This is a genomic window from uncultured Methylobacterium sp., assembly GCF_964242245.1.
Classification (GTDB): Bacteria; Pseudomonadota; Alphaproteobacteria; order Rhizobiales; family Beijerinckiaceae; genus Methylobacterium.
On sequence record NZ_CAXTBY010000021.1, the window covers coordinates 20,935 to 42,533 of the forward strand.

The window sequence follows — 21,599 nt, forward strand, 5'->3', positions numbered from 1 at the left end:
CGCTGAGCGCGGGGAAGATCTCGCGCCCCTGCGGCACGTAGCCGATCCCGGCGCGCGCGCGGGCCGTCGGCGCGGCCCGGGTGAGGTCGCGGCCGTCGAACCGCACGGTGCCCATGGTCGCGGGCAGGTAGCCCATCAGGGTGCGTAACAGGGTGGTCTTGCCCATGCCGTTGTGGCCGAGGATGCCGACCACCGCGCCGGGCGCGACGGTGAGCGAGATGCCACCGAGGATCGGGATGCGGCCGTAGCCGGCGTGCAGGCCCTCGACGGAGAGCAGGGGTTCGACGGAGCGCAAGGGTTCGGCGCTCGGGGCGGGCTGCGGGCTCATGGCCTCACGCCGCCTGCTTGCCGAGGTAGACGTCGCGCACGCGCTGGTCGGCGAGCACCGTCCCGACCGCGTCCTCCATCAGGATGCGGCCCTGGTTGAACACCGTCACGGTCTTGGCGATCATCCGGATGAACGGCATGTCGTGCTCGACCACGATCACGGCGTGCGTCCGGTTGATCTCGCGGATCAGGTCGGCGGTGCGGTGGACCTCGTCGTGGGTCATGCCGGCGGCCGGCTCGTCCAGCAGGATCAGCGTCGGCTCCTGCGCGAGTACGGTGGCGATCTCGACCCACTGCCGCTGGCCGTGGGCGAGCTGGCCGACCATGCGCTCCGCGATGTCCGTGAGCCGCAGCCGCGTCAGCGTCTCGTCGACGATCCGCTTGGTGTGGGCCATCGACTTGCGGCGGCAGGCGGCGATGAACACGTTCTCGCGCACCGACAGGCCGTTGAAGACGTTGGGCACCTGCGTCTTGATGCCGACGCCGAGGCGGGCGATGTCGTGCGGGTTGGCGCCGGTGATGTCGGTGTGGCGGAACCGGATGCGGCCGGCGCTCGGGGTGAGCTGGCCGGTCAGCATCTTGAAGAAGGTGCTCTTGCCGGCCCCGTTCGGGCCGATCAGGCAGCGCAATTCCACTTCGCCGAGGACGAAGTCGACGGCGTCCACCGCCGTGACGCCGCCGAAGCGCATGGTGGCGCCGCGCGCCTCCAGCAGCGGCTGCACGGCCGGAGCCGCGGCGGGGCTCATCGGCTCGTTCCCTCGGCCAGCGCCGGTGTCGGCACGGGCGCGGCGGGCGCTTTGCGCGCGGTGAACCGGCCGGCCGCGCGCAGGACGAGGCGGCGCGCCACGGGCACGAGACCCTCGGGGACCAGCAGCACGAAGCCGACCAGCACGATCCCGAGGCCGAGGTTGGAATCGACCACGTTCTGCGTGCCCGCGGCGATGATCAGCGCCTGGATCAGCACCGCCCCGAGCATCGGCCCGATTAGGGTGCCCAAGCCCCCGACGAGCACGAAGATGATCACCTGCGCCGACATCGACAGGCCGAACACCGTCGGGCTGATGAAGCCGCCCCAGTTGGCGTAGAGGCAGCCGGCGAGCCCCGCGATGCCGGCCGCGATCGTGAAGGCCAGCAGCTTGTACAGCCGGGGGTCGTAGCCGATGAGCTGCGCCCGGGTCTCGTTCTCGCGGATCGCCACGACGACGCGGCCGAAGCGGCTCGCCAGGATGCCGCGCAGGAGCGCGTAGACGAGGATCAGGGCCGCCATCGCCGCGTACCAGAGCCCGTCGATGTCGAGCGAATTGCCGGCGTCGCCGATCTTGTTGATCACGGGGATCGCCGGGATGCCGTTGAAGCCGCCGAGTTCCGCCTGCCCGATCCGGTACTGGCTCCCCGAGGTGGTGTTGAAGAGCTGGAACAGGATCACCGAGACGGTGAGCGTGATGACGCCGACGTAGGCGTCGCTGATCCGGCCGTAGAACATGAAGTAGCCGAGTGCGGCCGCAAACAGCATCGGCACCGCGATGGCGATCAAGATCGGCAGGGTGCTGTCGCCGAGGTTGATCACCGCGACGGCGTAAGCGTAGCCGCCGAGCCCGAGGAACGCCGCCTGCCCGAACGACATGATGCCGCCGTAGCCCCAGACGAAGCCCTGGCTGAGCGCGAACATGGCGAGTGCGGCAAAGCCCGTCATCTGCACGAGGCCGAACTGATCGACGACGAGCGGCGCGCCGACGAGCAGGGCGAACCCGCAGGCGAGCACCGCGGCAAAGCCCGCGCGGCTCGCGATCGTCCCGGAGCGGGAGGTCGTGGGCGTCATAGGCTGCGCCTCAGGTAGCGGCCGGTGATGCCCTGGGGCAGCACGCGGATCAGCAGCACGGCGGCCACCAGCAGCACCACGTCGCCGATGACGGGCGTCGTCTTGAAGGCCACGAGTTCGTTGATCGACCCGAACAGGCTGGAGGCGAGCCCCGTGCCGGTGATGATCGCCGCCCCGCCGCCGAGCACGGTGATGAAGGCCCGCGCGATGTAGGCCGCCCCCATCGCCGGCGAGACGCCCGAGATCGGCGCGAGCACGCCGCCCGCCAACCCCGCGAGCCCGGCGCCCAGCGCGAAGGTCGCCATGTAGATCCGGTCCGGCGAAACGCCGAGCGCGGCGGCCATCTTCGGGTTCTGCATGGTGGCGCGCAGGACCAGCCCGAAGCGGGTGAAGCGCAGCAGCGCCAGCATCCCGCCGAGCGCAGCCAACGCGGCCGCGACGATGACGAGGCTGTAGAGGCTCGCGCCGTAGCGCCCGATCTCGAAGCTGCCGACCGGCGTCGAGAATCCGCGCACGACGTTGCCGTAGAGGGTGGTGATCAGCCCGATCAGCCCGAGGCTGATGCCCCAGGTGGCCAGCATCGTGTCCATCATCCGCCCGTAGAGGAAGCGGATCACGGTGCGCTCGATGACGAGGCCGATCAGCCCGACGACCAGCGGCGGCAGCACCAGCATCGCCACCCAGATGTTGACGCCTGCATCGACCGCCACGACCGCGGTGTACGCCCCGAGCATCATGAACTCGCCATGCGCCAGGTTGATGATGCGCATCATCCCGTAGATCACGCCGAGCCCCAGCGTGATCAGCGCGAGCGTCGCGATGCCGGTCAGCACGTTGAAGCCGAGGAGCCCGACAAGGTCCATTGCCGCCGCCTCAGCCCTTGAGGTCGGGGGTGAACTGCTTGTTCGTGCGCGGGCTCTTCAGGAGGTCGCAGGCGCCGCCGGTGTCGGCCGGGAACTGGTCGGGGAAGGTGGCGAGCAACTCCCAGGCCTTGTCCTTGGGGCGGGCGAGGTAGGTGCTGCGGATGGTGTGGTGGGTCGCCCCGTCCATCGTCACCTTGCCGGTGGGGCCTTCGTAGGAGATGCCGGCCTCCAAGGCGGCGGTGACCGCCTCGCGCTCCACGGAGCCGGCCTTCTTCACGCCCTCCGCCCACAGCATGATGCCGTCGTAGGTCGCGGTGTCGAGCTCGCCCAGATCCGTGACGTCGGCGCCGAACTTGGCCTGCATCCCCTTCACGAACTCCACGCTCTTGGCGGCCGGGAGGTTGTTGTACCAGCCGTAGCAGGTGACGACGCCGTTCGTGGTGGACGGGTCCATGGTGGTCAGCTCGTCGCCGAGGCCGAACACGCTGGCGCCCATCGGGATCTTGCCCTTCATGCCGGCGGCGTCCCACTGGCGGTAGAAGCCGGAATGGTTGGCGCCCACCAGCGCCGAGAGCACCATCTCGGGCTGCGCCTGCTGGATGCGGCTGATCGCGGAGGAGAAGTTGGTCACGTCGAGGGGAAAGAAGTCGGTGCCGGCGACCGAGCCGCCGCCGTCCTTCATGAACTTCGTCATCCAGCTCGCGGTGATGTGGCCGTAATTGTAGTCGGCGGCGACGATGTAGGCCTTCTTGCCCCAGGTCTTCAGCGCGTAGTCGACCATGTGGTTGACGGTCTGGGCCGGCGTCGATCCGGTGCAGAACACGTTGCGGTCGCAGACGCCGCCCTCGTACTGGGTGTTGTAGAAGTACAGCGTCTTGGAGCGGTCGAAGATCGGCCGGATCGCCTCGCGCGAGGCGGAGGTGATGCCGCCCTGGATGACGTCGACCTTCTCCTTCAGGGCGAGCTGCTGCGCATACTGCGTGTAGAGCTGCATGTTCGACTGGGTGTCGTAGGCGATGATCTTGACGGGCCGCCCGAGCAGGCCGCCGGCCTTGTTGATCAGCTCGACCGCGTACTCGGTGGTCTGGATCATCCGCCGGCCCTCGAGGCCGAGCGCGCCGGTGCCGTCGAGCAGGCTGCCGAGCTTGATCGGCTCGGCCGCCAGGCCGTTGCGCGCGAAGAACGGGCTCGCCACGGCCCCGGCCGCCATGAGGCCGGCCGCCCTGGCGCCGAGCCCGAGCGCGCCGCGCCGACTGATCCCCTGGTCGCTCATGCCTGCCGCTCCGTCGCCGCCCCCGCCCGATCGGGCCGCGGTCTCGGGGCGGATCTGGCAAGTCCGATGCCAACAAATCCAACACCTCACACAGCCCGAATTTCGCGCGGACTGCCTGGGAATGTCACAGTCCGGTCGCGGCAAGCGGGCAGAGTGCCCGGTCAAACCCACAAATCCGGCATCCGGATCGGCAGCCGGGTCTCGATGACGGGAGGGCAGGCTTGAGCGAGCGTCCGCGTTACGCGCTGTACTACACCCCCGCCCCCGGCTCGCGGCTCGCCGCCTTCGGCAACGGCGTCGTCGGCTACGACAGCGCCTCGGGCGCGGCGCTCGCGGCCCCGGCGGGCCTGGAGGGGATCGCCGCGGTCACGGCCGAGCCGCGCGCCTACGGCTTCCACGCCACGCTCCGAGCGCCGATGCGGCTCGCGGCGACCGCGACCGAGGCGGACCTCGATGCGGCCTGCGCCGGGCTCGCCCGGGCTCGGGCGCCGATCGCCGTCGGGCGGATGCGGGTCGCGGCGCTCGGCGCGTTCCTCGCCCTGGTGCCGGAGGCGCCGCCGCCGGACCTCGGGATGCTGGCGGCCGAGTGCGTCGCGGCCCTCGACCCCCTGCGCGCGCCACTCAGCGAGGCCGAGCGCGCGCGGCGGCACCCGGAGCGTCTCGCTCCGCGCGGCCGGGCGCTGCTGGACCGCTGGGGCTATCCGCACGTGTTCGAGGCGTTCCGCTTCCACATGACCCTCACCGGCCCCCTCGCGGCCCCGGAGCGCGACGCGTGGCGGGCGCGGCTCGCCGCCGCCTACGGCGCGGGCGAGGGTCTCGTGATCGACGCGCTGACGCTGCTGCGCCAGGACGGCGCCGCGCCGTTCCGCGTCCTGCGGCGTATCGGCTTCGGGGATGGGGAGGACAGGCATGGCGGCTGACAGGCTCGGGCTCGAACCGGTCGTCCATCCGAGCGCACGGGTCACCGATTGCCGGCTCGGGCGCTACACCGAGGTCGGGGCGCGCACGCGCCTCACCGAGACGGTGCTCGGTGACTACTCCTACATCGTCGATGACGGCGAGGCGATCTACACAACGATCGGCAAGGTCTGCTCGATCGCGGCCAAGGTCCGGCTCAACCCCGGCAACCATCCGATGGAGCGCGCGTCGCAGGCGCACTTCACCTACCGCGCCCGCTCGTACTGGCCGGAGTTGGAGAACGAGCCCGCCTTCTTCGCCCGGCGCCGCGCGCTGCCGGTGACGATCGGGCACGATGTCTGGATCGGCCACGGCGCCGTCGTCCTGCCCGGCCGCACGATCGGGACGGGGGCCGTGGTCGGCGCCGGCGCGATCGTGACGCGGGATGTCGCGCCCTACGCGATCGTCGTCGGCAACCCGGCCCGGGTGGTGCGGGCGCGCTTCCCGGAAGGTATTGCCGCGCGGCTCCAGGCGCTGGCGTGGTGGGACTGGGACCACGCGCGCCTCGGCGCGGCGGTACCGGATTTCCGCACCCTGTCCGTCGAGGCGTTCCTGGAGCGGCACGGCGGCTGAGCGCCGGTGTCATCCTACCGTCGTGCAACGGGCGCTTAAAGTGCCTGCGACGGGTCTCGCGGACAAAGAAGCATGCTGGTCGTCGAGGATCTCACGCGCCGCTACGGCACGCGCACGGCCGTCGACCGCGTCTCGCTGAGCATCGCGCGCGGCAGCTTCGTCGGCGTGATCGGGCGCTCGGGCGCCGGCAAGTCGACCCTGCTGCGCATGATCAACCGCCTCGCTGAGCCCTCAGAGGGGCGCATCCTCTGCGACGGGCTCGACGTCACGCGGCTGCGCGGCCGGCCCCTGCGCGCGTGGCGCGCCCGCTGCGCCATGGTGTTCCAGCAGTTCAACCTCGTCGGGCGCCTCGACGTGCTCACCAACGTCCTGATGGGCCGGCTCTCCCGGGTGCCGAGCCACCGGGCGCTCCTCAAGCTGTGGCCGGACGAGGACCGGGCGCTGGCGCTGGCCGCACTGGAGAGCTTCGACATGGGCGGCTTTGCCGCCCACCGCGCCGGCGACCTCTCCGGCGGCCAGCAGCAGCGGGTCGCGATCGCCCGGGCGATGGTGCAGGAGCCCGACATCATCCTGGCCGACGAGCCGGTCGCCTCCCTCGACCCGCGCAACACCCGGCTGGTGATGGACGCCCTGCGCGATGCCAACCGCCAGGGCATCACCGTGCTGTGCAACCTGCACTCCCTCGATCTGGCCCGCGCCTACTGCGACCGCCTCGTCGGGCTCGCCGACGGGCGGGTGGTGTTCGACGGCGGCGCCTTCGACCTCACCGAGGACGTGGCCCGCCGGCTCTACGGGCTGGAGGCCGGCGAGGTCATCGACCGGCAGCCGGTCGAGAGCGCGCCGCCGCCGGTTCGCCGGGCCCCCGCCCGCGAGGCCGCCGCGCTCTCCGCCTGATCCCTTCGCGTCACGAGGATATCATCATGCTGAACCGCCGCACCGTCGTGGGAGCCGTGGCTCTCGCCCTCCTCAGCCTGCCCGCCGCGGCGCAGGACTGGCAGGCGAGCTATCCCGAGATCACCCTGGGGGCGATCCCGGTGGAGAACGCCACCGGCACGACCGACCGCTACGCCCCGCTCGCCGCCTACCTGACCAGGGCGCTCGGCGTGCCGGTGAAGCTGCGGGTCGCCAACGACTACGCCGCGGTGATCGAGGGCCAGCGCGCCGGCAACATCCAGATCGCCTTCTACGGCCCGGCCTCGTTCGCCCGCGCGGTGATGACGGGGGTGGGAATCGAGCCGATCGCTAACCAGCGCCACAGCACCGGCGCCTCGGGCTACCACTCGGTGATCTACGTGCTGGCCTCCAGCCCGTACCGGACGATCGAGGACCTGAAGGGCAAGAACCTCGCCCTCGTCGACCCGAACTCCACCTCCGGCAACCAAGCGCCGCGCTTCTTCCTGCACAAGGCCGGGCACGACGTGGACAGCTTCTTCGGCCGGACCGTCTACGCCGGCAGCCACGAGAACGCGGTCCTCGCCCTCGTCCAGGGCACGGCGGACGCCGCCGCCAACCTCTGGAACTCGGAGGACGACACCGTCGTCACCCGCATGGCGACCAAGGGCATGCTGCGGACGGCCGACGGCACGCCGCTGACGCAGCGCGACTTCCGCATCGTCTTCAAGTCGGATTTCCTGCCCGAGGGCCCGTTCGCGATGCTGGACGCCCTGCCCGCCGACCTGAAGCAGCGCATCCGCGACGCCTTCCTCGCCCTGCCCAAGGCCGACAAGGCCGCCTTCGACCGGCTCTCCGACGGCAAGGACCTCGAACTCACGCCGGTGACCGCGAAGGACTACCAGCCGATCATCGAGATGCTGCGCTTCAACGACACCCAGCGCCGCCGCTCCTGACGCAAGCTCGTCCGCCGCGCCGCCGCGCCCGATGGCCGGCCGCATCGCACCCCTGACGCCCGAGCGGGCGGCCGCCCTCTCGGACGGCTACGCCCGCAGCGTCGCCGCCGCGCGGCGGCGGACGCTCGCGCTCCTCCTCGCGCTGCTCGGCCTGACCTTGGTCGCGGCCCACGTCGCCGAGGTCCGCCCCCTCGTCCTCTGGGGCAACATCGACCGGCTCACCGCCTATCTCGGCCGCATCCTGCCGGCGCTGACGCTCGCCCACCCGATGGCCGACCTCGCCGAGTGGTACTGGGGCCTGCCGAAGTGGCTCGGGCTCTTGGGCGAGACGCTGCTGATGGCCTACCTCGCCACGCTCCTCGGCGGGCTAGCGGCGCTCGCCCTGTGCTTTGCCGCCGCCGGGAACCTCGCGCGCTCGCGCGCCGCGTGCTTTGCCGTGAAGCGCCTGCTGGAACTCTGCCGCACGGTCCCCGAGATCGTGTTCGCGCTGATCTTCGTGATCGCCTTCGGCCTCGGGCCGATGGTCGGCGTGATGGCGCTGGCGCTCCACACCGCGGGCGCGCTCGGCAAGCTGTTCTCGGAGGTGGTCGAGAACATCGACATGAAGCCCGTCGACGGGCTGACGGCGGCGGGCGCCGGGCGGCTCGCGACGATCCGCTTCGCCGTGCTGCCGCAGGTCTGGTCGAACTTCGCCTCCTACGGGCTGCTGCGCTTCGAGATGAACGTGCGCGGGGCCGGCGTGATGGGCTTCGTCGGGGCCGGCGGCATCGGCCAGGAGTTTCTGGTCGCCATCCGCAACTTCTACGACGCGGACGTCAGCGCGATCCTGGTGATGATCATCCTGACGGTGATGGCGATCGACCTCGGCACCGAGCGCCTGCGCCACGCGCTGCTCGGCGCGCAGGCGCCCCGGTGAAGCCCGCGCCCTCCCCGCTGCGCGCGGTCGCCGACGTCGCGGCGATGCGGGCCCGCTACCCGGAGGTCTTCCGCATTCCGCTCTCCGCGCGCCTCGCGGTGCTGGGCACGGTCGCGGGCGTGGTCGGGCTCGCGGTCTTCGCGATGGTCCGCCTCGACTTCTCGCTCGCGCGCATCGTCCACGGCCTGCACCGGCTCGGCGCGTTCGCCGGCCTGATGCTGCCGCCCTCGGCCGGGGGCCGGTTCTGGGACTTCGTCCACGCGCTCGGCGAGACCCTGGCGATCGCCTTTCTCGGGACGCTCGCGGCAGCCCTCCTGGCCTTTCCGATCGCGTTCCTGGCCGCGCGCAACGTGGTGCCGAACCCGTTCGCGCGCTTTGCGGTCCGGCGCGGGCTCGACGTGATCCGCTCCGTCGACGTGCTGATCTGGGCGCTCGTCTGGATCAACGTCGTCGGCCTCGGCCCCTTCGCCGGGGCGCTCGCCATCGCCTGCGCGGATTTCGGCGCGCTCGGCAAGCTGTTCTCCGAGGCGGTCGAGGCCGCTGACCGCGGACCCGGCGAGGGGATCGCGGCGGCCGGCGGCAGCGGGCTCCACCGGGTGCGCTTCGGCTTGGTCCCGGCGGTCCTGCCGGTGCTCGGCGGGCAGGTGCTGTACTACTTCGAGTCGAACACCCGCTCGGCCACGATCATCGGCATCGTCGGCGCGGGCGGCATCGGCCAGTACCTCACCGAGCTGATCCGCGTGCTCGAACTGCAGCAGGTCGCCTTCCTCGTCCTGATGATCCTCGCCACGGTGGCCGCCATCGACGCGGTGTCGGGGCGCCTGCGCCGGGCGCTGATCGGCGAGGCGGGGCGCTGAGCGCTCACTCGACCACCAGTTCCACCCGGTCGGCGGCAAACACGCTGCGGTTGGCCTGGATGCGCACCCCGTCGGAATCGACGTTGACGCTCGACAGCACGATCACCGTGCGGCCGGCCGCGATGTCGAGGCGCATCGCCTCGGCGTCGGTGGCCGGCCGCGCGCCGATCCGCGTCGTGAGCCGGCGGTAATCGTCCACCCGGAAGCGGGCGAAGGCGCGGGTGAGGGAGCCGAGCTCGGCGTAGGCCGCGTCGAAGCCGGAGAATCGCGGCAGCGGCAGGCAGGTCCGGGCGGCCGAGATCGGGGTGCCGTCGGCCCGGTGCACCGTCAGCAGTTCGAGGACCTCCGCGCCGGCCGCGATGCCGAGCGCCTCGGCGGTCTCGGCGTCGGGCGGCACGGTGGCCGCCGCGACGAGGTCGCCCCAGGCCTCGCGGCCCGCCCGCGAGACGATCTCGGAGAAGCGCGTGCGCGGGCCGATCGGGTAGGCGAGCGGGCGCGCCTCGACGAAGGTGCCGCGCCCCTGCGTCGCCCGCACCAGCCCGCGCTCGGCCAGCACCGCGAGCGCCCGGCGCACGGTGTGGCGGTTGACGGAGAACCGCCCCGCAAGCGCCGCCTCGGTCGGGAGCTGCGCGCCCGCGGCCAGGGCGCCGCCGCCGATCTCGGCCGCGAGCGCGTCCGCGATCTGGCGCCATGCCGCCAAGCCCTCGCCGCGTCGGACCAGCGTCACCGGATCGTCGCCGGGATCGCGCATGACGGCCGCGGAAGGCCCTTGTGATCGATCCTGCATTTGTCTAGACTTCTATATGAATCGAGGACGGACGCAGCGATGCCGGGGGCCAGCCAAACACCACGCGGGGCGAAGACGCCAGAGCTTGCGGCGCGGCGCGCGGCGATGGCGCTGGCCGGCCTCGCGACGGCCGACGAGCTCCGCGCGGCGCTGGCGGGCCTCGGTCCGGTCGACGCCGAGGATCTGCGCCCGCCCGAGAGCGGCCTCGTCATGACCCGCGGCCGGATCGGCGGCGACGGCCGCGCCTTCAACCTCGGCGAGGCGAGCGTGACGCGGGCCGCCGTGCGCCTGCCCTCCGGCGAGACCGGGTTCGCCTACCACCTCGGCCGCGACCGTGCCCGGGCGCGCCATGCGGCGATCCTCGACGCCCTGTGGCAGCGGGCGGACGACCGCGCCGCGGTCGAGGCGGCGCTCGCGCCGGTGGCCGCCCGGCGGGCACGGGAATCCGCGGCCGAGGCGCGCCGGATCGCGGCGACCCGGGTGAACTTCTTCACGCTGGCGCGGGGCGAGGATTGATGGCCCTGGCCCACGGCTTTGCCGACCGCGTCCACGACGCACAAGCGGTGTTCCGCGCGATCATGGACGCGCTCGCCCGGCCCGGCCTCGTCCGGCCGCTCGCCTGCGGTCTGACGCCCCCTGCCCCGCTCACCCCGGAACTCGCCGCGGTCGCCCTGGCGCTCGCGGATGCCGACACGCCGCTCTGGCTCGACGCGCCCTTGCGCGCCCCGGCTGTCGGCGCGTTCCTGCGGTTCCACACCGGCGCGCCGATCATGGACGATCCGGAGAGGGCCGCCTTCGCGCTGATCGCCGACCCGGCGCGCTGCCCGCCCTTCCCCGCCTTCGCGCAGGGGACGCCGGAGTATCCCGACGCCTCGGCGACGCTGGTGCTGGCGGTCGCGACGCTCTCCGAGGCGGGCGGCCCGTCCTTCGAAGGCCCCGGCATCCGCGGCAGCGTCCGGCTCGACGCCGCCCCCCTGCCCGCCGACTGGCCCGAGCGCCTGCGCGCCAACCACGCCGGCTTCCCGCAAGGGATCGACCTGCTGCTCGTCGCCCCCGGCCGGATCGCCGGCCTGCCGCGCTCGGCCCGTGTGCGCGCCGAGACGGAGCGTTAGGCCATGTACGTCGCGGTGAAGGGCGGCGAGGCCGCCATCGACAACGCCCACCGGCTGCTGAGCCAGACCCGCCGCGGCGACCCGGCCGTGCCGGAGCTGACGGTCGCGCAGGTGCGCGAGCAGATGAGCCTGCTCGTCGACCGGGTGATGACGGAGGGCTCGCTGCACGATCCGGATCTGGCAGCGCTCGCCCTCAAGCAGGCCCGCGGCGACGTGGTCGAGGCGGTGTTCCTGGTCCGCGCCTACCGCACGACCCTGCCGCGCTTCGGCGCCTGCGAGCCGGTCGAGACCGGGGCGATGGCGGTCCGCCGGCGGGTCTCGGCGACCTTCAAGGACCTGCCCGGCGGGCAGGTGCTCGGGCCGACCTTCGACTACACCCACCGCCTGATCGATTTTGCGCTGGCCAGCGCGGGCACGCCGGAGCCCGCGGCGGAGGCCGAGCCCGCAGCCGACGCCGGCCCCTGCCCGCGGGTGATGGACATCCTCAGCGAGGCCGGCCTCGTCGAGGCCTCGCCCCGCGACGCGGGCGCGCCCGTCGGCGACCTCACCCGCGAGCCGGTGGACTATCCCGCCGACCGGGCGGTGCGCCTCCAGGCGCTCGCGCGCGGCGACGAGGGGTTCCTGCTGGGGCTGGCCTACTCGACCCAGCGCGGCTACGGCCGCACGCACCCGTTCGTCGGCGAGGTCCGGTTCGGCACGGTCGCGGTCGAATTCGTGCCGGAGGAGCTCGGCTTTGCCGTGCCGCTCGGCGAGATCGCGATGACCGAGTGCCAGATGCTGGCCCAGTTCCACGGCGACGGGGAGGCCGCGCCGCACTTCACCCGCGGCTACGGCCTCGTCTTCGGCCAGGGCGAGCGCAAGGCGATGGCGATGGCGCTGGTCGACCGGGCGCTGCGGGCGGCCGAACTCGGCGAGGCCGTCGGCGCGCCGGCCCAGGACCAGGAATTCGTGCTCGCCCACTGCGACAGCCTCCAGGCGACGGGCTTCGTCGAGCACCTCAAGCTGCCGCACTACGTCGACTTCCAGGCCGAGCTGGAGCTGCTGCGGCGCCTGCGCGCCGAGCACGCGGCGCGTGCCGGGACCAGCCTGCGGGAGGCCGCCGAATGAACGCGCCCGTCGCCGACCAAGGCTACAACTTCGCCTACCTCGACGAGGGCACCAAGCGGATGATCCGCCGGGCGATCCTCAAGGCGATCGCGATCCCGGGCTATCAGGTGCCGTTCTCCGCCCGCGAGATGCCGATGCCCTACGGCTGGGGCACCGGCGGCGTGCAGGTCACCGCCGCGATCCTGGGCTTGTCCGACGTGCTCAAGGTGATCGACCAGGGCGCCGACGACACCACCAACGCGGTCTCGATCCGCCGCTTCTTCGCGCGCACGGCCGGCATCGCCACGACGACGCGCACGGCCGAGGCGACCCTCATCCAGACCCGCCACCGCATCCCGGAGGCGCCGCTCCGCGAGGGGCAGGTGCTGGTCTACCAAGTGCCGATCCCGGAGCCGCTCCGCTTCCTCGAACCGCGGGAGAGCGAGACGCGCCAGCTCCACGCGCTCGCCGAGTACGGCCCGATGCACGTGAAGCTCTACGAGGACATCGCTCGCCACGGCCACATCGCCACCACCTACGCCTATCCGGTAGAGGTCGCGGGCCGCTACGTGATGGACCCCTCGCCGACGCCGAAGTTCGACAACCCGAAGATGGACGACTGCCCGGCCCTGCAACTGTTCGGCGCGGGCCGCGAGAAGCGCATCTACGCGGTGCCGCCCTACACCCGCGTCCGCAGCCTCGACTTCGAGGACCACCCGTTCCGGGTGCAGCGCTTCGACAGGCCGTGCGCGCTCTGCGGGGCCGCCGACGCCTACCTCGACGAGGTGGTGACGGACGATGCCGGCGGCCGGATGTTCGTCTGCTCGGACACCGATTACTGCGAGGAACGCCGGGCCGAGGAGCAGCCCGGCGAGGCCCATGTCAGGGAGAGGACGCGATGACCGGCCCGCTGCTCTCGGTCCGCGGCCTGACCAAGCGCTACGGCCCGCGCACCGCCTGCGAGGCCGTCGGCTTCGACCTCGACGCGGGCGAGGTGCTGGCGGTGGTGGGCGAATCGGGCTCCGGCAAGTCGACGCTGCTCTCCTGCATCGCGGGCGAGACGGCGCTCGATGCCGGCACGGTCGCCTTCCGCCTGCGCGACGGCGCGACCCGCGACCTCGCGGCCCTGGCTGCTGCCGAGCGGCGGCAGTTGATGCGCACCGACTGGGGCTTCGTGCGCCAGGACGCGGCGCAGGGGTTGCGCATGGCGGTCTCGGCCGGCGGCAACGTCGGCGAGCGGCTGATGGGCGTCGGCGAGCGCCATTACGGCCGCATCCGCGCCACCGCGCTCGACTGGCTGGCGCGCGTCGAGATCGACGCGGACCGGATCGACGACCCGCCGACGCGGTTCTCCGGCGGCATGCGCCAGCGCCTGCAGATCGCCCGCAACCTCGTCACCAGCCCCCGCCTCGTGCTGATGGACGAGCCGACCTCGGGCCTCGACGTCTCGGTCCAGGCCCGCCTGCTCGACATGGTCCGGCGCTTGACCGCCGAACTCGGCCTCGCCGTCATCCTCGTCACCCACGACCTCGCGGTGGCCCGCCTGCTGTCGCACCGGGTGCTGGTGATGCGGGCCGGCCGGGTGATCGAGATGGGGCTGACCGACCAGGTGCTCGACGATCCGCAAGCGCCCTACACCCAGCTCCTCGTCGCCTCGGTGCTCGCCGCATGATCCCGCTCATCGCCTTCGAGGCCGTCGGCAAGACCTTCACCCTGCACCTGCGCGGGGGCACGCGCCTGCCGGTGGTGGCGGACGCGACGCTTTGCGTGCATCCGGGCGAGTGCGTCGTGCTCGGCGGCCCCTCGGGCTCGGGCAAGTCCTCGCTCCTGAAGATGGCCTACGGCAACTACCGCTGCGACGCGGGCGCGATCCGCGTGCGCCGGGGCGAGGCCGTGATCGACGTGGCGCGCGCCGCACCGCGGGAGATCCTGGCGCTGCGGCGGACCGTGATCGCCTACGTGTCCCAGTTCCTGCGGGTGATCCCCCGGGTCGGCGCCCGCGCGGTGATCGAGGCGGCGGGCCGCGAGGGCGGCCTCGACCCGGAGGCGGCGCGCACCCGCGCGGCCTGCCTGCTCGCGCGCCTGCACCTGCCCGAGCGCCTGTGGGACCTGCCGCCCGCGACCTTCTCCGGCGGCGAGCAGCAGCGCGTCAACATCGCCCGCGGCCTGATCGCCGACCGCCCGCTGATCCTGATGGACGAGCCGACCGCATCCCTCGATGCGGTCAACCGCGCGGTGGTGATCGACCTGATCCGCGAGAAGCGGGGCTCGGGCGCGGGCATCCTCGGCATCTTCCACGATGCGGACGTGCGCGAGGCGGTGGCCACCCGCGTCGTCGACGTGACGGAGTTTCGCGAGCGGGCGGCGGCATGAGGACGGTGACATGAGCATGGCGGGCGGGGCGATGACGGACGGCAGGATCGAGATCGTCGAGAACGCGAGCCTGGTGCTGCCCGACCGGGTCCAGCCCGGCTGGGTCGCGGTCGTGGACGGCCGCATCGCCGAGGTCGGCGAGGGCCGCGCGCCCGAGCGCGGGCTCGACCTTGCCGGCGATTACCTGATCCCCGGCCTCGTCGAACTGCACACCGACCACCTGGAGAGCCACTACGCCCCGCGCCCCCAGGTGCGCTGGCACCCGCTCGGCGCCGTGCTCGCCTACGACGCGCAGATCGCGGCGTCCGGCATCACCACGGTGTTCGACTCCCTGCGCGCCGGCACCGATCCGGACGGCAGCGGGCTCGGCTCCGAGCTGCACCTGCTGGCGGACGCCCTCGCGGGCGCGCGCGACGCCGGCCTGTTCCGGGCCGAGCACCGGACGCACCTGCGCTGCGAGACGCCGTCGGCCGACGTGGTCGACACCGTGCGGGCGTTCGCGGAGCGCCATTCCATCGGGCTGATCTCGCTGATGGACCACACGCCGGGCCAGCGCCAGTTCCGCGACATCGAGAAGTACTACGTCTACGCCGGCCGCGGCGGCCGCTCGGTCGCGGACATCCGGGCCGGCACCGCGCGCAAGATCCGCGACGGCGCGGCGCTGAACGCGGTCAACCGCCCGGCCCTCGTCGCGCTGGCGCGGGCCCGGGGCATCCCGCTCGCCAGCCACGACGACACCACGCCGGCCGACGTGGCGCTGTCTCGCTCCGAGGGCGCGGCGCTCGCCGAGTTCCCGACGACGCGGGAGGCGGCCGAGGCCTCCCACGCGGCCGGCATCACCGTGATGATGGGCGCGCCGAACCTGATCCGCGGCGGCTCGCATTCCGGCAACGTCGCCGCGCAGGCGCTGGCCGAGGCCGGGTGGCTCAGCATCCTCTCGTCCGACTACGTCCCGGCGAGCCTCCTGATGGCGGCCTTCCGGCTGCCGGAGCAGGTACCCGGGATCACCCTGCCCGAGGCCGTCGCCACCGTCACCGCGAACCCGGCCGCGGCCACCGGCCTGGACGACCGCGGCCGGATCGCGCCGACCTTGCGCGCCGACCTCGTGCGGGTGCGGCTCGCGCAGGGCGTGCCGGTGGTGCGCCAGGTCTGGCGCGCGGGCGAGCGGGTGGTGTGATGGCGGGCGCGACGACGGAGGCCGGCGGCTTCGTCCTCGTGGTCGGCCCGAGCGGGGCCGGCAAGGACACGCTGATCCGCATCGCCCGCGGGCGGCTCGCCGGGCAATCCCGCTTCGTCTTCCCGCGCCGCCTCGTCACCCGGGCGCCGTCGGCCGACGAGGACAACGCGGAGATCGCGGAAGACGCGTTCGCGCGCGGCGCGGCGTCCGGCGCCTTCGCCCTGAGCTGGCGCGCCCACGGCCTCGGCTATGCGCTGCCCGGCGAGACGGTCGTGCAGGCCGAGGCGGGACGGATCGTCGTCGGCAACGTCTCCCGCGGGGTCGTCGCGGCGGCGCGGGAGAGCCTGCCGCGGGTCAGCGTCGTCGCGGTCACGGCCTCAGCCCCCGTGCTGGCGCAGCGGCTCGCCGCCCGCGGCCGACTGGGGGACGGCGACCTCGCCCTGCGGTTGTCCCGGAGCGCCGACGCGGAGGCCGACTGCACCATCCTCAACGAGGGCGCGCCCGAGGACGCGGCGGACCGGCTGGTCGCGCACCTGCTGTCGCGCCGGTGATGGACCGCGCCACCGAACACATCCGGCAGCGTCGGTGGAGCACCTCCCGACCTGGGTCCCTCAGCAGACTGGGTCCCTAAGCAGACTTGCGTTGGCACGCCAACGCTTCGTCCGCTTAGATCCTTGTCTTGCCGCAGGTTTTTGTCGGAAAACCGCGGGGCACTTTTCCGAAACCTGCTTGGAGCGCGCCGCTTCCCTCCCCCCTCTGCGGGCTTGCAGAGGCACACATCCCTCGACGCGATCGGATGACGCGCCGCCAAGGGACCCCGCCGGCGGCCGGCGGCCGGCGGATCGCCCTCGCGCACGGCGACGGCCTGGACCGTCACGGGGGCGGGCAGGCCTTCGCGCGGTCCGGTCTTCGCGCGGTCCGGTCTTCGGGCGGGCGCACACGAACCCCCCACGAAGTTCGCGACGGGGAAGCAGAGGCCGCGCCAAAGCGCAAACCGAGATGTGGGAATACGGGAGATCCCTGGGAGAAGGAGCCGCCCGGCGCTTCGCCCGATCCACGCAGCACCGGTCTCAAGATGTGTGAAGCCGCAAGCGCAGAGGGAGGGGCGGGGCCGCCCCCGAACCGGTCAACCGGAAATCGTACAATCCAGAGCTGCCATCATCGATGGATGAGGCGATCGGCTCGCGGACCTCCGGGTTTCCTGGCGGTTCCGGGCTCCGCCGTGCGGCCCCGGAATGGCCGTGCGTCGCCGGGTCGTCGGCCGCAGCCTGATGCCGCCCTCACCCCTTCAGCCGCAGCTTGATGCGATAGGTTAGGCCGTCGCGCACGTCGCGGTAGGCGTCGAGGCGCTGCTCGCGGGAGGCGTCCTGGAGGATCGTCGGGTCGGGGGTCGGCCAGTACTCGACGTCGGCGGCCAGGGTATGGGTCAGCGCCAGCGCCTTGTGGTGGGCCTCCGGCGCCAGCGTGACGATGAGGTCGAAGTTCAGGCCCTCCCACTCCTCCAGCTCCTCGATCGTGCGCGGGCGGTGCTTCGAGGCGTCGATGCCGATCTCGTCCAGGGCCGCGACCATGAACGGGTCGGTCGGCTCCCCCGGGCGCACGCCCGCCGACTGCACGTAGACCGACTTGCCGAAGTAGTACCGCGCGATCGCCTCCGCCGCCGGCGAGCGCACGGCGTTGAAGTTGCACATGAACAGGACCGACTGCACCCGGCGCTTCTTCGGGACGATCGGGCCGGGGGACGGAGCGGTCGCGTCCATCGCGCGGGCGGTCTCAGGGCCGGGTCGCGGGCGGGGGGGCCACGCGGTTCAGCCCCGCCAGTGCAGGGCGAAGACCAGGGTGAACAGGCGCCGCGCAGTGTCGTGGTCGAGGTCGACCTTGCCGTCGAGGCGCTGCTTCAGGGTCTCCGAGGCCTCGTCGTGCAGGCCGCGCCGGCCCATGTCGATCGCCTCGATCTGCGTCGGCGAGGCGGTGCGGATGGCGTTGTAGTAGCTCTCGCAGACCATCTCGTAGTCGCGGATCACCCGGCGGAACGGCGTCAGCGACAGGAGGTGGGTCATCACCGGCTCGCCGGCCTCGGAGGTGATGGCGAACGACAGCTTGTTCTCCACGAGCCCGAGGTTGAGCGCGTAGGGCCCTTCGCGGCCGGGAATCGCGAAGCGGTTGTCCTCCAGGATGTCGAAGATCGCGATGGCGCGCTCGTGCTCCTGGTCGGGGTTGCCGCGGCCGATCGAGTCCTCGTCGAGGCTGACCGACACCAGGCGATCCCGCGATCGCTCCGCCTCCGCCATCAGGACTGCCTCATGCAAGTGGCATCGGATCGAAGCCGATCCGATGCGTCCGCCGCACGCGCGGCGGCGCGCTTCGCGCTTGCGGGCGGCCGAGGGCTGAAGGACACATGCGCGACGGCCGCTCCCGTATCACAGGTTCAGGCGGATCGCGACGGAGCGGGCGTGCCCCTCCAGCCCCTCCGACCGGCCCAGCGTTATCGCCGCGGGGCCGAGCGCCCGCAAGCTCTCGGGCGTGCAGGCGAGGATCGTCGTGCGCTTCATGAAATCGAGGACGCCCAACCCCGAGGAGAACCGGGCCGAGCGCGCGGTCGGCAACACGTGGTTGGGGCCGCCGACGTAGTCGCCGATCGCCTCGGGCGTGTGGCTCCCGAGGAAGATCGCCCCGGCGTTCCGGATTTTTCGCGACAGGGCCTCGGCATCCTGGGTCTCGATCTCGAGGTGCTCGGGGGCGAGGCGGTCGACCAGCGGCACCGCCTCGTCGAAGTCGCGCACCCGGATGATCGCGCCGTAATCGCGCCAGCTCGCCCGCGCGATCTCGGCCCGGGGTAGGGTGGTGAGCGCCCGCTCCACCGCGGCCTCTGCGGCGTCGGCGAGTTCCGCGCTGTCGGTGATCAGGATCGATTGGGCCGCCACGTCGTGCTCGGCCTGGGCCAGGAGGTCGGCGGCGACCCAGTCGGGGTTGGCGTGGCCGTCCGCCAGGATCAGCACCTCGGAGGGGCCGGCGATCATGTCGATGCCGACCTGCCCGAACACCCGGCGCTTGGCCGCCGCGACCCAGGCGTTGCCGGGGCCGACGACCTTGGCCACCGCTGCGATGCTCTCGGTGCCGTAGGCCAGAGCGGCCACCGCCTGCGCGCCGCCCACGCGAAAAACCTCGTGGACGCCCGCAAGATGAGCGGCGGCGAGCACCAGCGGGTTCGATTGCCCGTCGGGCATCGGCACCACCATGACGATCCGCGGCACGCCCGCGACGCGGGCGGGGATCGCGTTCATCAGCACCGAGGACGGGTAGCTCGCCGTGCCGCCGGGCACGTAGAGCCCGACCGATTCGAGCGCGGTCCAGCGCCAGCCCGCGGTGACGCCGAGCGCGTCGGTGGCCAGCCGGTCGCCCGGCACCTGCCCGCGGTGGAACGCCTCGATTCGGCCGGCGGCGAACCGCAGGGCGTCGAGCGCCTCGGCCGGGCAGGCCGCGACGGCGGCCGCGATCTCGGCCTCCGTCACCCGCAGGGAGGATGGCGAGAAATCGTCGCCGCGGCGGTCGAAGCGGCGGGTGTAGTCCGCGAGCGCCGCGTCGCCCCCCGCGACGACGCCCCGGATGATGCCGCGGACGGTCTCGTCGACATCCTCCGAGATCTCGCGCTTGACGGTGAGCAGCCGCGCGAAGTCGTCCGCGAAGGTCGGGCCGGTGCTGTCGAGGCGGATCATCGGACGGTTCTTCCCGTGCTGTGGGGCGTCAGACCGAGGTGCCGGGCACCGGAGCGTCGTCGTGCCCCGGCCGCCCCTCGGCCTCCCAGACCGGCCCGAGATCCTTCATCCGGACCTCGACGCACTCGACGTCGAGGCGGATCGCGACGTCGCCCGAGAAGACCAGCGTGACCGTGCCCGAGGGCGCCTCGGTCGGCGCGAAGGTGACGGCGAGCAGGCTGAGCACGGCCTCGCCGTCGGCCGGCGCGAGCCCGCGGGTGCGCACGCCGAGCACCCGCTCGAAGTGCACGCCGGAGAGCCGCCGCCGCGGCGTGCCCGGCGCGCTCCAGTCGAAGCGGCGGACCGCCAGGACGAAGCGGTGCTCGGCGGCGAGGTACGTCAGGTCGGCCGCGCGCAGGACCGCGTCCTGAAGGTGGGCCGAGATCACGGTCAGGTCCTCGGCGTCGAGGGCGGCGAGCTTCAGGAGCTCCATGGCGGGCGTGTCGCGCTGGATCGGGGGTTGCGTCGGGCCGTTCGGCCCGCGTCAGTAGCGAGGCGGGCCCGTTCCGGCAACCGCGCGGGCCGGTCGCGCGGCGTCCCGGGGATGGGCCCGGGCCGATGCGCGGTCCGGCGCCCTGCGCGGCGGCGTCCCGCGGTGGCGCGCGCATGGCGGGCCGGCCTCAGCCGCCGTTCATCCGCACCGGCCTATAGGGTCGCAAGGATCGTGAACGACAGGAGAGAGACGAGACCATGGCTTGGAAGCGCTTCACCCTCGCGGCCGTCGCCGCCCTGACCCTCGGGACCGCCCTCGGTACGGTCGAGGCCGGCGCGCAGTACTACGGCAACGAGTACGGCGGACCCCGCCGCGGCTACGACGACGACCGCCCGCGCCGCCGCGGCTACGAGGACGACCGGTTCGAGCGCCGCCGCGACTTCGGCGGCGGCGGCGGGCGCCGCGGCAGCGTCTGCGTCACCGCGCGCGGCAACTGCGTGACGCGGGCCGCGCCGTTCAACACCTCCTGCGGCTGCGAGGTGCCGGGCTTCGGGTTCAAGCGCGGCCAGATCGGCGGCTGAGTCCCCGTCCGACGCTTCGACCGCCCGGCCGTTCCGGCCGGGCGGGCGGGCGCGTGTCCGGACCGTCACGCCGCGTCCTGCGCGAGCCGGTAGGGCGCCGCGAGCAGGGCGATCGGCAGGTGCCACGCCGCGCTGATCGCGCGGATCTGCGCGAGACTCAGGGCCCGCTTGCGGCTCAGGATCTCCGACGCCCGCGCCCGGGACCCGAGCAGCCGCGCCAGTTCCGCCTGAGACCGGCCCATATCCGCAATTGCGAAGTGCAGGATGTCCACTGGGTCGACCGGCTCGATCGGAAAATGCTCCCGCTCGTAGGCTTCGACGAGGGCGATCAGAACTTCGAACCGGTCACCGTCGGCGGAGCCGGCCTCCGGTTCGGCGCCGAAGTAGGCATCGATCTCCTTCAAGGCCCAGCGATGGTCCGCTTCCGTGCGGATCGGCCGGATATTCGGCACGCCATTCCGCACATGAGCCGACACCTCCGACGTCATGAACTTGAACTCCACGGTGGGCGGATCGACGCTAACGTACTCTCGATGCGTGCCGACGAATCTGATCTGACACGCCTTGAACCTGTACGAGAAGCGGACGATCAATCGATGCTGGTTCCCGCCGATGTCGAAGATAACCCGGTTGTCGCTGATGAAGTCGACGCCGGTCCCGAACGCCGTCTTGACATCCGCCGGACCGGCCAGAGTCGCCTTCGCGATGGTGTCATGCCATGCCCGGAGCGGTGCCTCGGCGCGTGGGTGACGTCTCCAGAAGGCCACCAGCGTCGATCGGGCGACGACGTTCATGGCTCATCATGACGAGTTTCCAGTTTGGAAACAAGATCGCCGCTGCATGCCCCCTCGCCCACGGATCGC

General features: G+C 72.6%; 25 protein-coding genes and 1 pseudogene. 15 read left to right on the forward strand and 11 right to left on the reverse strand.

The window, feature by feature from the left end:
* The 5 genes from ACFE8Y_RS07355 to ACFE8Y_RS07375 form a co-directional block, all read right to left on the reverse strand.
* A partial coding sequence (locus tag ACFE8Y_RS07355; protein WP_375463743.1) for an ATP-binding cassette domain-containing protein occupies positions 1-328 on the reverse strand: 328 nt, incomplete at its 3' end.
* Between the two features lie 4 nt (positions 329-332).
* Positions 333-1,073 (reverse strand): ATP-binding cassette domain-containing protein, encoded by a 741-nt coding sequence (locus ACFE8Y_RS07360; protein ID WP_375453837.1) that lies wholly within the window; start codon positions 1,071-1,073, stop codon positions 333-335.
* Entirely contained in the window at positions 1,070-2,146 is a 1,077-nt protein-coding gene (locus ACFE8Y_RS07365; protein WP_375463744.1) for a branched-chain amino acid ABC transporter permease, read from the reverse strand. The genes ACFE8Y_RS07360 and ACFE8Y_RS07365 overlap by 4 nt, the downstream gene beginning before the upstream one ends.
* A complete protein-coding gene (locus ACFE8Y_RS07370; protein WP_375463745.1) occupies positions 2,143-3,009 on the reverse strand; it encodes a branched-chain amino acid ABC transporter permease in 867 nt (288 codons plus the stop codon). Before ACFE8Y_RS07370 ends, ACFE8Y_RS07365 begins: the two co-directional genes overlap by 4 nt.
* 10 nt (positions 3,010-3,019) lie before the next feature.
* Positions 3,020-4,282, reverse strand: coding sequence for an ABC transporter substrate-binding protein (locus ACFE8Y_RS07375; RefSeq protein ID WP_375463746.1), 1,263 nt, complete (start codon positions 4,280-4,282; stop codon positions 3,020-3,022).
* A 221-nt stretch (positions 4,283-4,503) separates the two neighbouring features.
* Here ACFE8Y_RS07375 and ACFE8Y_RS07380 point away from each other — a divergent pair, with 221 nt between their 5' ends.
* The 6 genes from ACFE8Y_RS07380 to phnE (ACFE8Y_RS07405) all read left to right on the forward strand — a co-directional run bounded on the left by ACFE8Y_RS07380 (position 4,504) and on the right by phnE (ACFE8Y_RS07405) (position 9,432).
* The gene (locus ACFE8Y_RS07380; RefSeq protein ID WP_375463747.1) at positions 4,504-5,202 is read left to right on the forward strand and encodes a DUF1045 domain-containing protein; all 699 of its coding nucleotides are present in this window, start codon (positions 4,504-4,506) and stop codon (positions 5,200-5,202) included.
* Positions 5,192-5,812, forward strand: a complete 621-nt coding sequence (locus ACFE8Y_RS07385; protein ID WP_375463748.1) for a DapH/DapD/GlmU-related protein — start codon at positions 5,192-5,194, stop codon at positions 5,810-5,812. The genes ACFE8Y_RS07380 and ACFE8Y_RS07385 overlap by 11 nt, the downstream gene beginning before the upstream one ends.
* A gap of 72 nt (positions 5,813-5,884) precedes the next feature.
* Positions 5,885-6,706: a phosphonate ABC transporter ATP-binding protein gene (gene phnC / locus ACFE8Y_RS07390; protein WP_375463749.1), complete on the forward strand. Its 822-nt coding sequence runs from the start codon at positions 5,885-5,887 to the stop codon at positions 6,704-6,706.
* Positions 6,707-6,732: 26 nt separating this feature from the next.
* Entirely contained in the window at positions 6,733-7,659 is a 927-nt protein-coding gene (gene phnD, locus ACFE8Y_RS07395) for a phosphonate ABC transporter substrate-binding protein (protein WP_375463750.1), read from the forward strand.
* 31 nt (positions 7,660-7,690) lie between these two features.
* Complete coding sequence (gene phnE, locus ACFE8Y_RS07400; RefSeq protein WP_375463751.1) at positions 7,691-8,575, forward strand: phosphonate ABC transporter, permease protein PhnE; 885 nt, start codon at positions 7,691-7,693, stop codon at positions 8,573-8,575.
* A gap of 44 nt (positions 8,576-8,619) precedes the next feature.
* On the forward strand, positions 8,620-9,432 hold the full coding sequence (gene phnE / locus ACFE8Y_RS07405) for a phosphonate ABC transporter, permease protein PhnE (protein WP_375463772.1): 813 nt from the start codon (positions 8,620-8,622) through the stop codon (positions 9,430-9,432).
* A gap of 4 nt (positions 9,433-9,436) precedes the next feature.
* Here phnE (ACFE8Y_RS07405) and phnF read toward each other — a convergent pair whose 3' ends face one another.
* Complete coding sequence (gene phnF / locus ACFE8Y_RS07410) at positions 9,437-10,183, reverse strand: phosphonate metabolism transcriptional regulator PhnF (protein WP_375463752.1); 747 nt, start codon at positions 10,181-10,183, stop codon at positions 9,437-9,439.
* Between the two features lie 75 nt (positions 10,184-10,258).
* Between phnF and phnG the strand changes: the two genes are divergently transcribed.
* The 8 genes from phnG to phnN are packed head-to-tail and all read left to right on the forward strand — an operon-like array spanning position 10,259 to position 16,518.
* Complete coding sequence (phnG, locus tag ACFE8Y_RS07415) at positions 10,259-10,735, forward strand: phosphonate C-P lyase system protein PhnG (RefSeq protein WP_375463753.1); 477 nt, start codon at positions 10,259-10,261, stop codon at positions 10,733-10,735.
* On the forward strand, positions 10,735-11,331 hold the full coding sequence (gene phnH / locus ACFE8Y_RS07420; protein ID WP_375463754.1) for a phosphonate C-P lyase system protein PhnH: 597 nt from the start codon (positions 10,735-10,737) through the stop codon (positions 11,329-11,331). The genes phnG and phnH overlap by 1 nt, the downstream gene beginning before the upstream one ends.
* A 3-nt stretch (positions 11,332-11,334) precedes the next feature.
* Positions 11,335-12,438: a carbon-phosphorus lyase complex subunit PhnI gene (locus tag ACFE8Y_RS07425; protein ID WP_375463755.1), complete on the forward strand. Its 1,104-nt coding sequence runs from the start codon at positions 11,335-11,337 to the stop codon at positions 12,436-12,438.
* The gene (locus ACFE8Y_RS07430) at positions 12,435-13,319 is read left to right on the forward strand and encodes an alpha-D-ribose 1-methylphosphonate 5-phosphate C-P-lyase PhnJ (protein WP_375463756.1); all 885 of its coding nucleotides are present in this window, start codon (positions 12,435-12,437) and stop codon (positions 13,317-13,319) included. The genes ACFE8Y_RS07425 and ACFE8Y_RS07430 overlap by 4 nt, the downstream gene beginning before the upstream one ends.
* A complete protein-coding gene (gene phnK / locus ACFE8Y_RS07435; protein WP_375463757.1) occupies positions 13,316-14,089 on the forward strand; it encodes a phosphonate C-P lyase system protein PhnK in 774 nt (257 codons plus the stop codon). The genes ACFE8Y_RS07430 and phnK overlap by 4 nt, the downstream gene beginning before the upstream one ends.
* Positions 14,086-14,790 (forward strand): phosphonate C-P lyase system protein PhnL, encoded by a 705-nt coding sequence (phnL, locus tag ACFE8Y_RS07440; RefSeq protein ID WP_375463758.1) that lies wholly within the window; start codon positions 14,086-14,088, stop codon positions 14,788-14,790. Before phnK ends, phnL begins: the two co-directional genes overlap by 4 nt.
* A 10-nt stretch (positions 14,791-14,800) precedes the next feature.
* On the forward strand, positions 14,801-15,967 hold the full coding sequence (locus ACFE8Y_RS07445; RefSeq protein WP_375463759.1) for an alpha-D-ribose 1-methylphosphonate 5-triphosphate diphosphatase: 1,167 nt from the start codon (positions 14,801-14,803) through the stop codon (positions 15,965-15,967).
* Positions 15,967-16,518, forward strand: a complete 552-nt coding sequence (gene phnN / locus ACFE8Y_RS07450) for a phosphonate metabolism protein/1,5-bisphosphokinase (PRPP-forming) PhnN (protein ID WP_375463760.1) — start codon at positions 15,967-15,969, stop codon at positions 16,516-16,518. Before ACFE8Y_RS07445 ends, phnN begins: the two co-directional genes overlap by 1 nt.
* Positions 16,519-17,247: 729 nt before the next feature.
* Here the strand turns inward: phnN and ACFE8Y_RS07455 are convergent.
* The 4 genes from ACFE8Y_RS07455 to ACFE8Y_RS07470 all read right to left on the reverse strand — a co-directional run bounded on the left by ACFE8Y_RS07455 (position 17,248) and on the right by ACFE8Y_RS07470 (position 20,155).
* Entirely contained in the window at positions 17,248-17,727 is a 480-nt protein-coding gene (locus tag ACFE8Y_RS07455; protein ID WP_375463761.1) for a low molecular weight phosphatase family protein, read from the reverse strand.
* Positions 17,728-17,775: 48 nt separating this feature from the next.
* Complete coding sequence (locus ACFE8Y_RS07460; RefSeq protein ID WP_375463773.1) at positions 17,776-18,258, reverse strand: UPF0262 family protein; 483 nt, start codon at positions 18,256-18,258, stop codon at positions 17,776-17,778.
* 129 nt (positions 18,259-18,387) lie between these two features.
* Entirely contained in the window at positions 18,388-19,683 is a 1,296-nt protein-coding gene (gene hisD, locus ACFE8Y_RS07465) for a histidinol dehydrogenase (protein ID WP_375463762.1), read from the reverse strand.
* Between the two features lie 28 nt (positions 19,684-19,711).
* Positions 19,712-20,155: a DUF2948 family protein gene (locus ACFE8Y_RS07470; protein ID WP_375463763.1), complete on the reverse strand. Its 444-nt coding sequence runs from the start codon at positions 20,153-20,155 to the stop codon at positions 19,712-19,714.
* Positions 20,156-20,412: 257 nt separating this feature from the next.
* Here ACFE8Y_RS07470 and ACFE8Y_RS07475 point away from each other — a divergent pair, with 257 nt between their 5' ends.
* Positions 20,413-20,736 (forward strand): hypothetical protein, encoded by a 324-nt coding sequence (locus tag ACFE8Y_RS07475; protein ID WP_375463764.1) that lies wholly within the window; start codon positions 20,413-20,415, stop codon positions 20,734-20,736.
* Positions 20,737-21,236: 500 nt separating this feature from the next.
* Here ACFE8Y_RS07475 and ACFE8Y_RS07480 read toward each other — a convergent pair.
* Positions 21,237-21,530 (reverse strand): annotated as a pseudogene (locus ACFE8Y_RS07480) (type II toxin-antitoxin system HigB family toxin); the annotation flags it as partial.
* Between the last annotated feature and the right edge of the window lie 69 nt (positions 21,531-21,599).

What these genes read in the sequence shown, in the direction of transcription:
- ACFE8Y_RS07460 (WP_375463773.1), bottom strand. Translation starts at nt 18,258, where the DNA reads ATGGCGGAGGCGGAGCGATCGCGGGATCGCCTGGTGTCGGTCAGCCTC.
- phnK (WP_375463757.1), top strand. Translation starts at nt 13,316, where the DNA reads ATGACCGGCCCGCTGCTCTCGGTCCGCGGCCTGACCAAGCGCTACGGC.
- ACFE8Y_RS07365 (WP_375463744.1), bottom strand. Translation starts at nt 2,146, where the DNA reads ATGACGCCCACGACCTCCCGCTCCGGGACGATCGCGAGCCGCGCGGGC.
- ACFE8Y_RS07425 (WP_375463755.1), top strand. Translation starts at nt 11,335, where the DNA reads ATGTACGTCGCGGTGAAGGGCGGCGAGGCCGCCATCGACAACGCCCAC.
- ACFE8Y_RS07375 (WP_375463746.1), bottom strand. Translation starts at nt 4,282, where the DNA reads ATGAGCGACCAGGGGATCAGTCGGCGCGGCGCGCTCGGGCTCGGCGCC.
- ACFE8Y_RS07430 (WP_375463756.1), top strand. Translation starts at nt 12,435, where the DNA reads ATGAACGCGCCCGTCGCCGACCAAGGCTACAACTTCGCCTACCTCGAC.
- phnE (WP_375463751.1), top strand. Translation starts at nt 7,691, where the DNA reads ATGGCCGGCCGCATCGCACCCCTGACGCCCGAGCGGGCGGCCGCCCTC.
- phnC (WP_375463749.1), top strand. Translation starts at nt 5,885, where the DNA reads ATGCTGGTCGTCGAGGATCTCACGCGCCGCTACGGCACGCGCACGGCC.
- phnE (WP_375463772.1), top strand. Translation starts at nt 8,620, where the DNA reads ATGCGGGCCCGCTACCCGGAGGTCTTCCGCATTCCGCTCTCCGCGCGC.
- ACFE8Y_RS07445 (WP_375463759.1), top strand. Translation starts at nt 14,801, where the DNA reads ATGAGCATGGCGGGCGGGGCGATGACGGACGGCAGGATCGAGATCGTC.
- phnD (WP_375463750.1), top strand. Translation starts at nt 6,733, where the DNA reads ATGCTGAACCGCCGCACCGTCGTGGGAGCCGTGGCTCTCGCCCTCCTC.
- ACFE8Y_RS07475 (WP_375463764.1), top strand. Translation starts at nt 20,413, where the DNA reads ATGGCTTGGAAGCGCTTCACCCTCGCGGCCGTCGCCGCCCTGACCCTC.
- phnG (WP_375463753.1), top strand. Translation starts at nt 10,259, where the DNA reads ATGCCGGGGGCCAGCCAAACACCACGCGGGGCGAAGACGCCAGAGCTT.
- ACFE8Y_RS07470 (WP_375463763.1), bottom strand. Translation starts at nt 20,155, where the DNA reads ATGGAGCTCCTGAAGCTCGCCGCCCTCGACGCCGAGGACCTGACCGTG.
- phnN (WP_375463760.1), top strand. Translation starts at nt 15,967, where the DNA reads ATGGCGGGCGCGACGACGGAGGCCGGCGGCTTCGTCCTCGTGGTCGGC.
- ACFE8Y_RS07370 (WP_375463745.1), bottom strand. Translation starts at nt 3,009, where the DNA reads ATGGACCTTGTCGGGCTCCTCGGCTTCAACGTGCTGACCGGCATCGCG.
- ACFE8Y_RS07360 (WP_375453837.1), bottom strand. Translation starts at nt 1,073, where the DNA reads ATGAGCCCCGCCGCGGCTCCGGCCGTGCAGCCGCTGCTGGAGGCGCGC.
- ACFE8Y_RS07385 (WP_375463748.1), top strand. Translation starts at nt 5,192, where the DNA reads ATGGCGGCTGACAGGCTCGGGCTCGAACCGGTCGTCCATCCGAGCGCA.
- phnL (WP_375463758.1), top strand. Translation starts at nt 14,086, where the DNA reads ATGATCCCGCTCATCGCCTTCGAGGCCGTCGGCAAGACCTTCACCCTG.
- phnF (WP_375463752.1), bottom strand. Translation starts at nt 10,183, where the DNA reads ATGCGCGATCCCGGCGACGATCCGGTGACGCTGGTCCGACGCGGCGAG.
- phnH (WP_375463754.1), top strand. Translation starts at nt 10,735, where the DNA reads ATGGCCCTGGCCCACGGCTTTGCCGACCGCGTCCACGACGCACAAGCG.
- hisD (WP_375463762.1), bottom strand. Translation starts at nt 19,683, where the DNA reads ATGATCCGCCTCGACAGCACCGGCCCGACCTTCGCGGACGACTTCGCG.
- ACFE8Y_RS07455 (WP_375463761.1), bottom strand. Translation starts at nt 17,727, where the DNA reads ATGGACGCGACCGCTCCGTCCCCCGGCCCGATCGTCCCGAAGAAGCGC.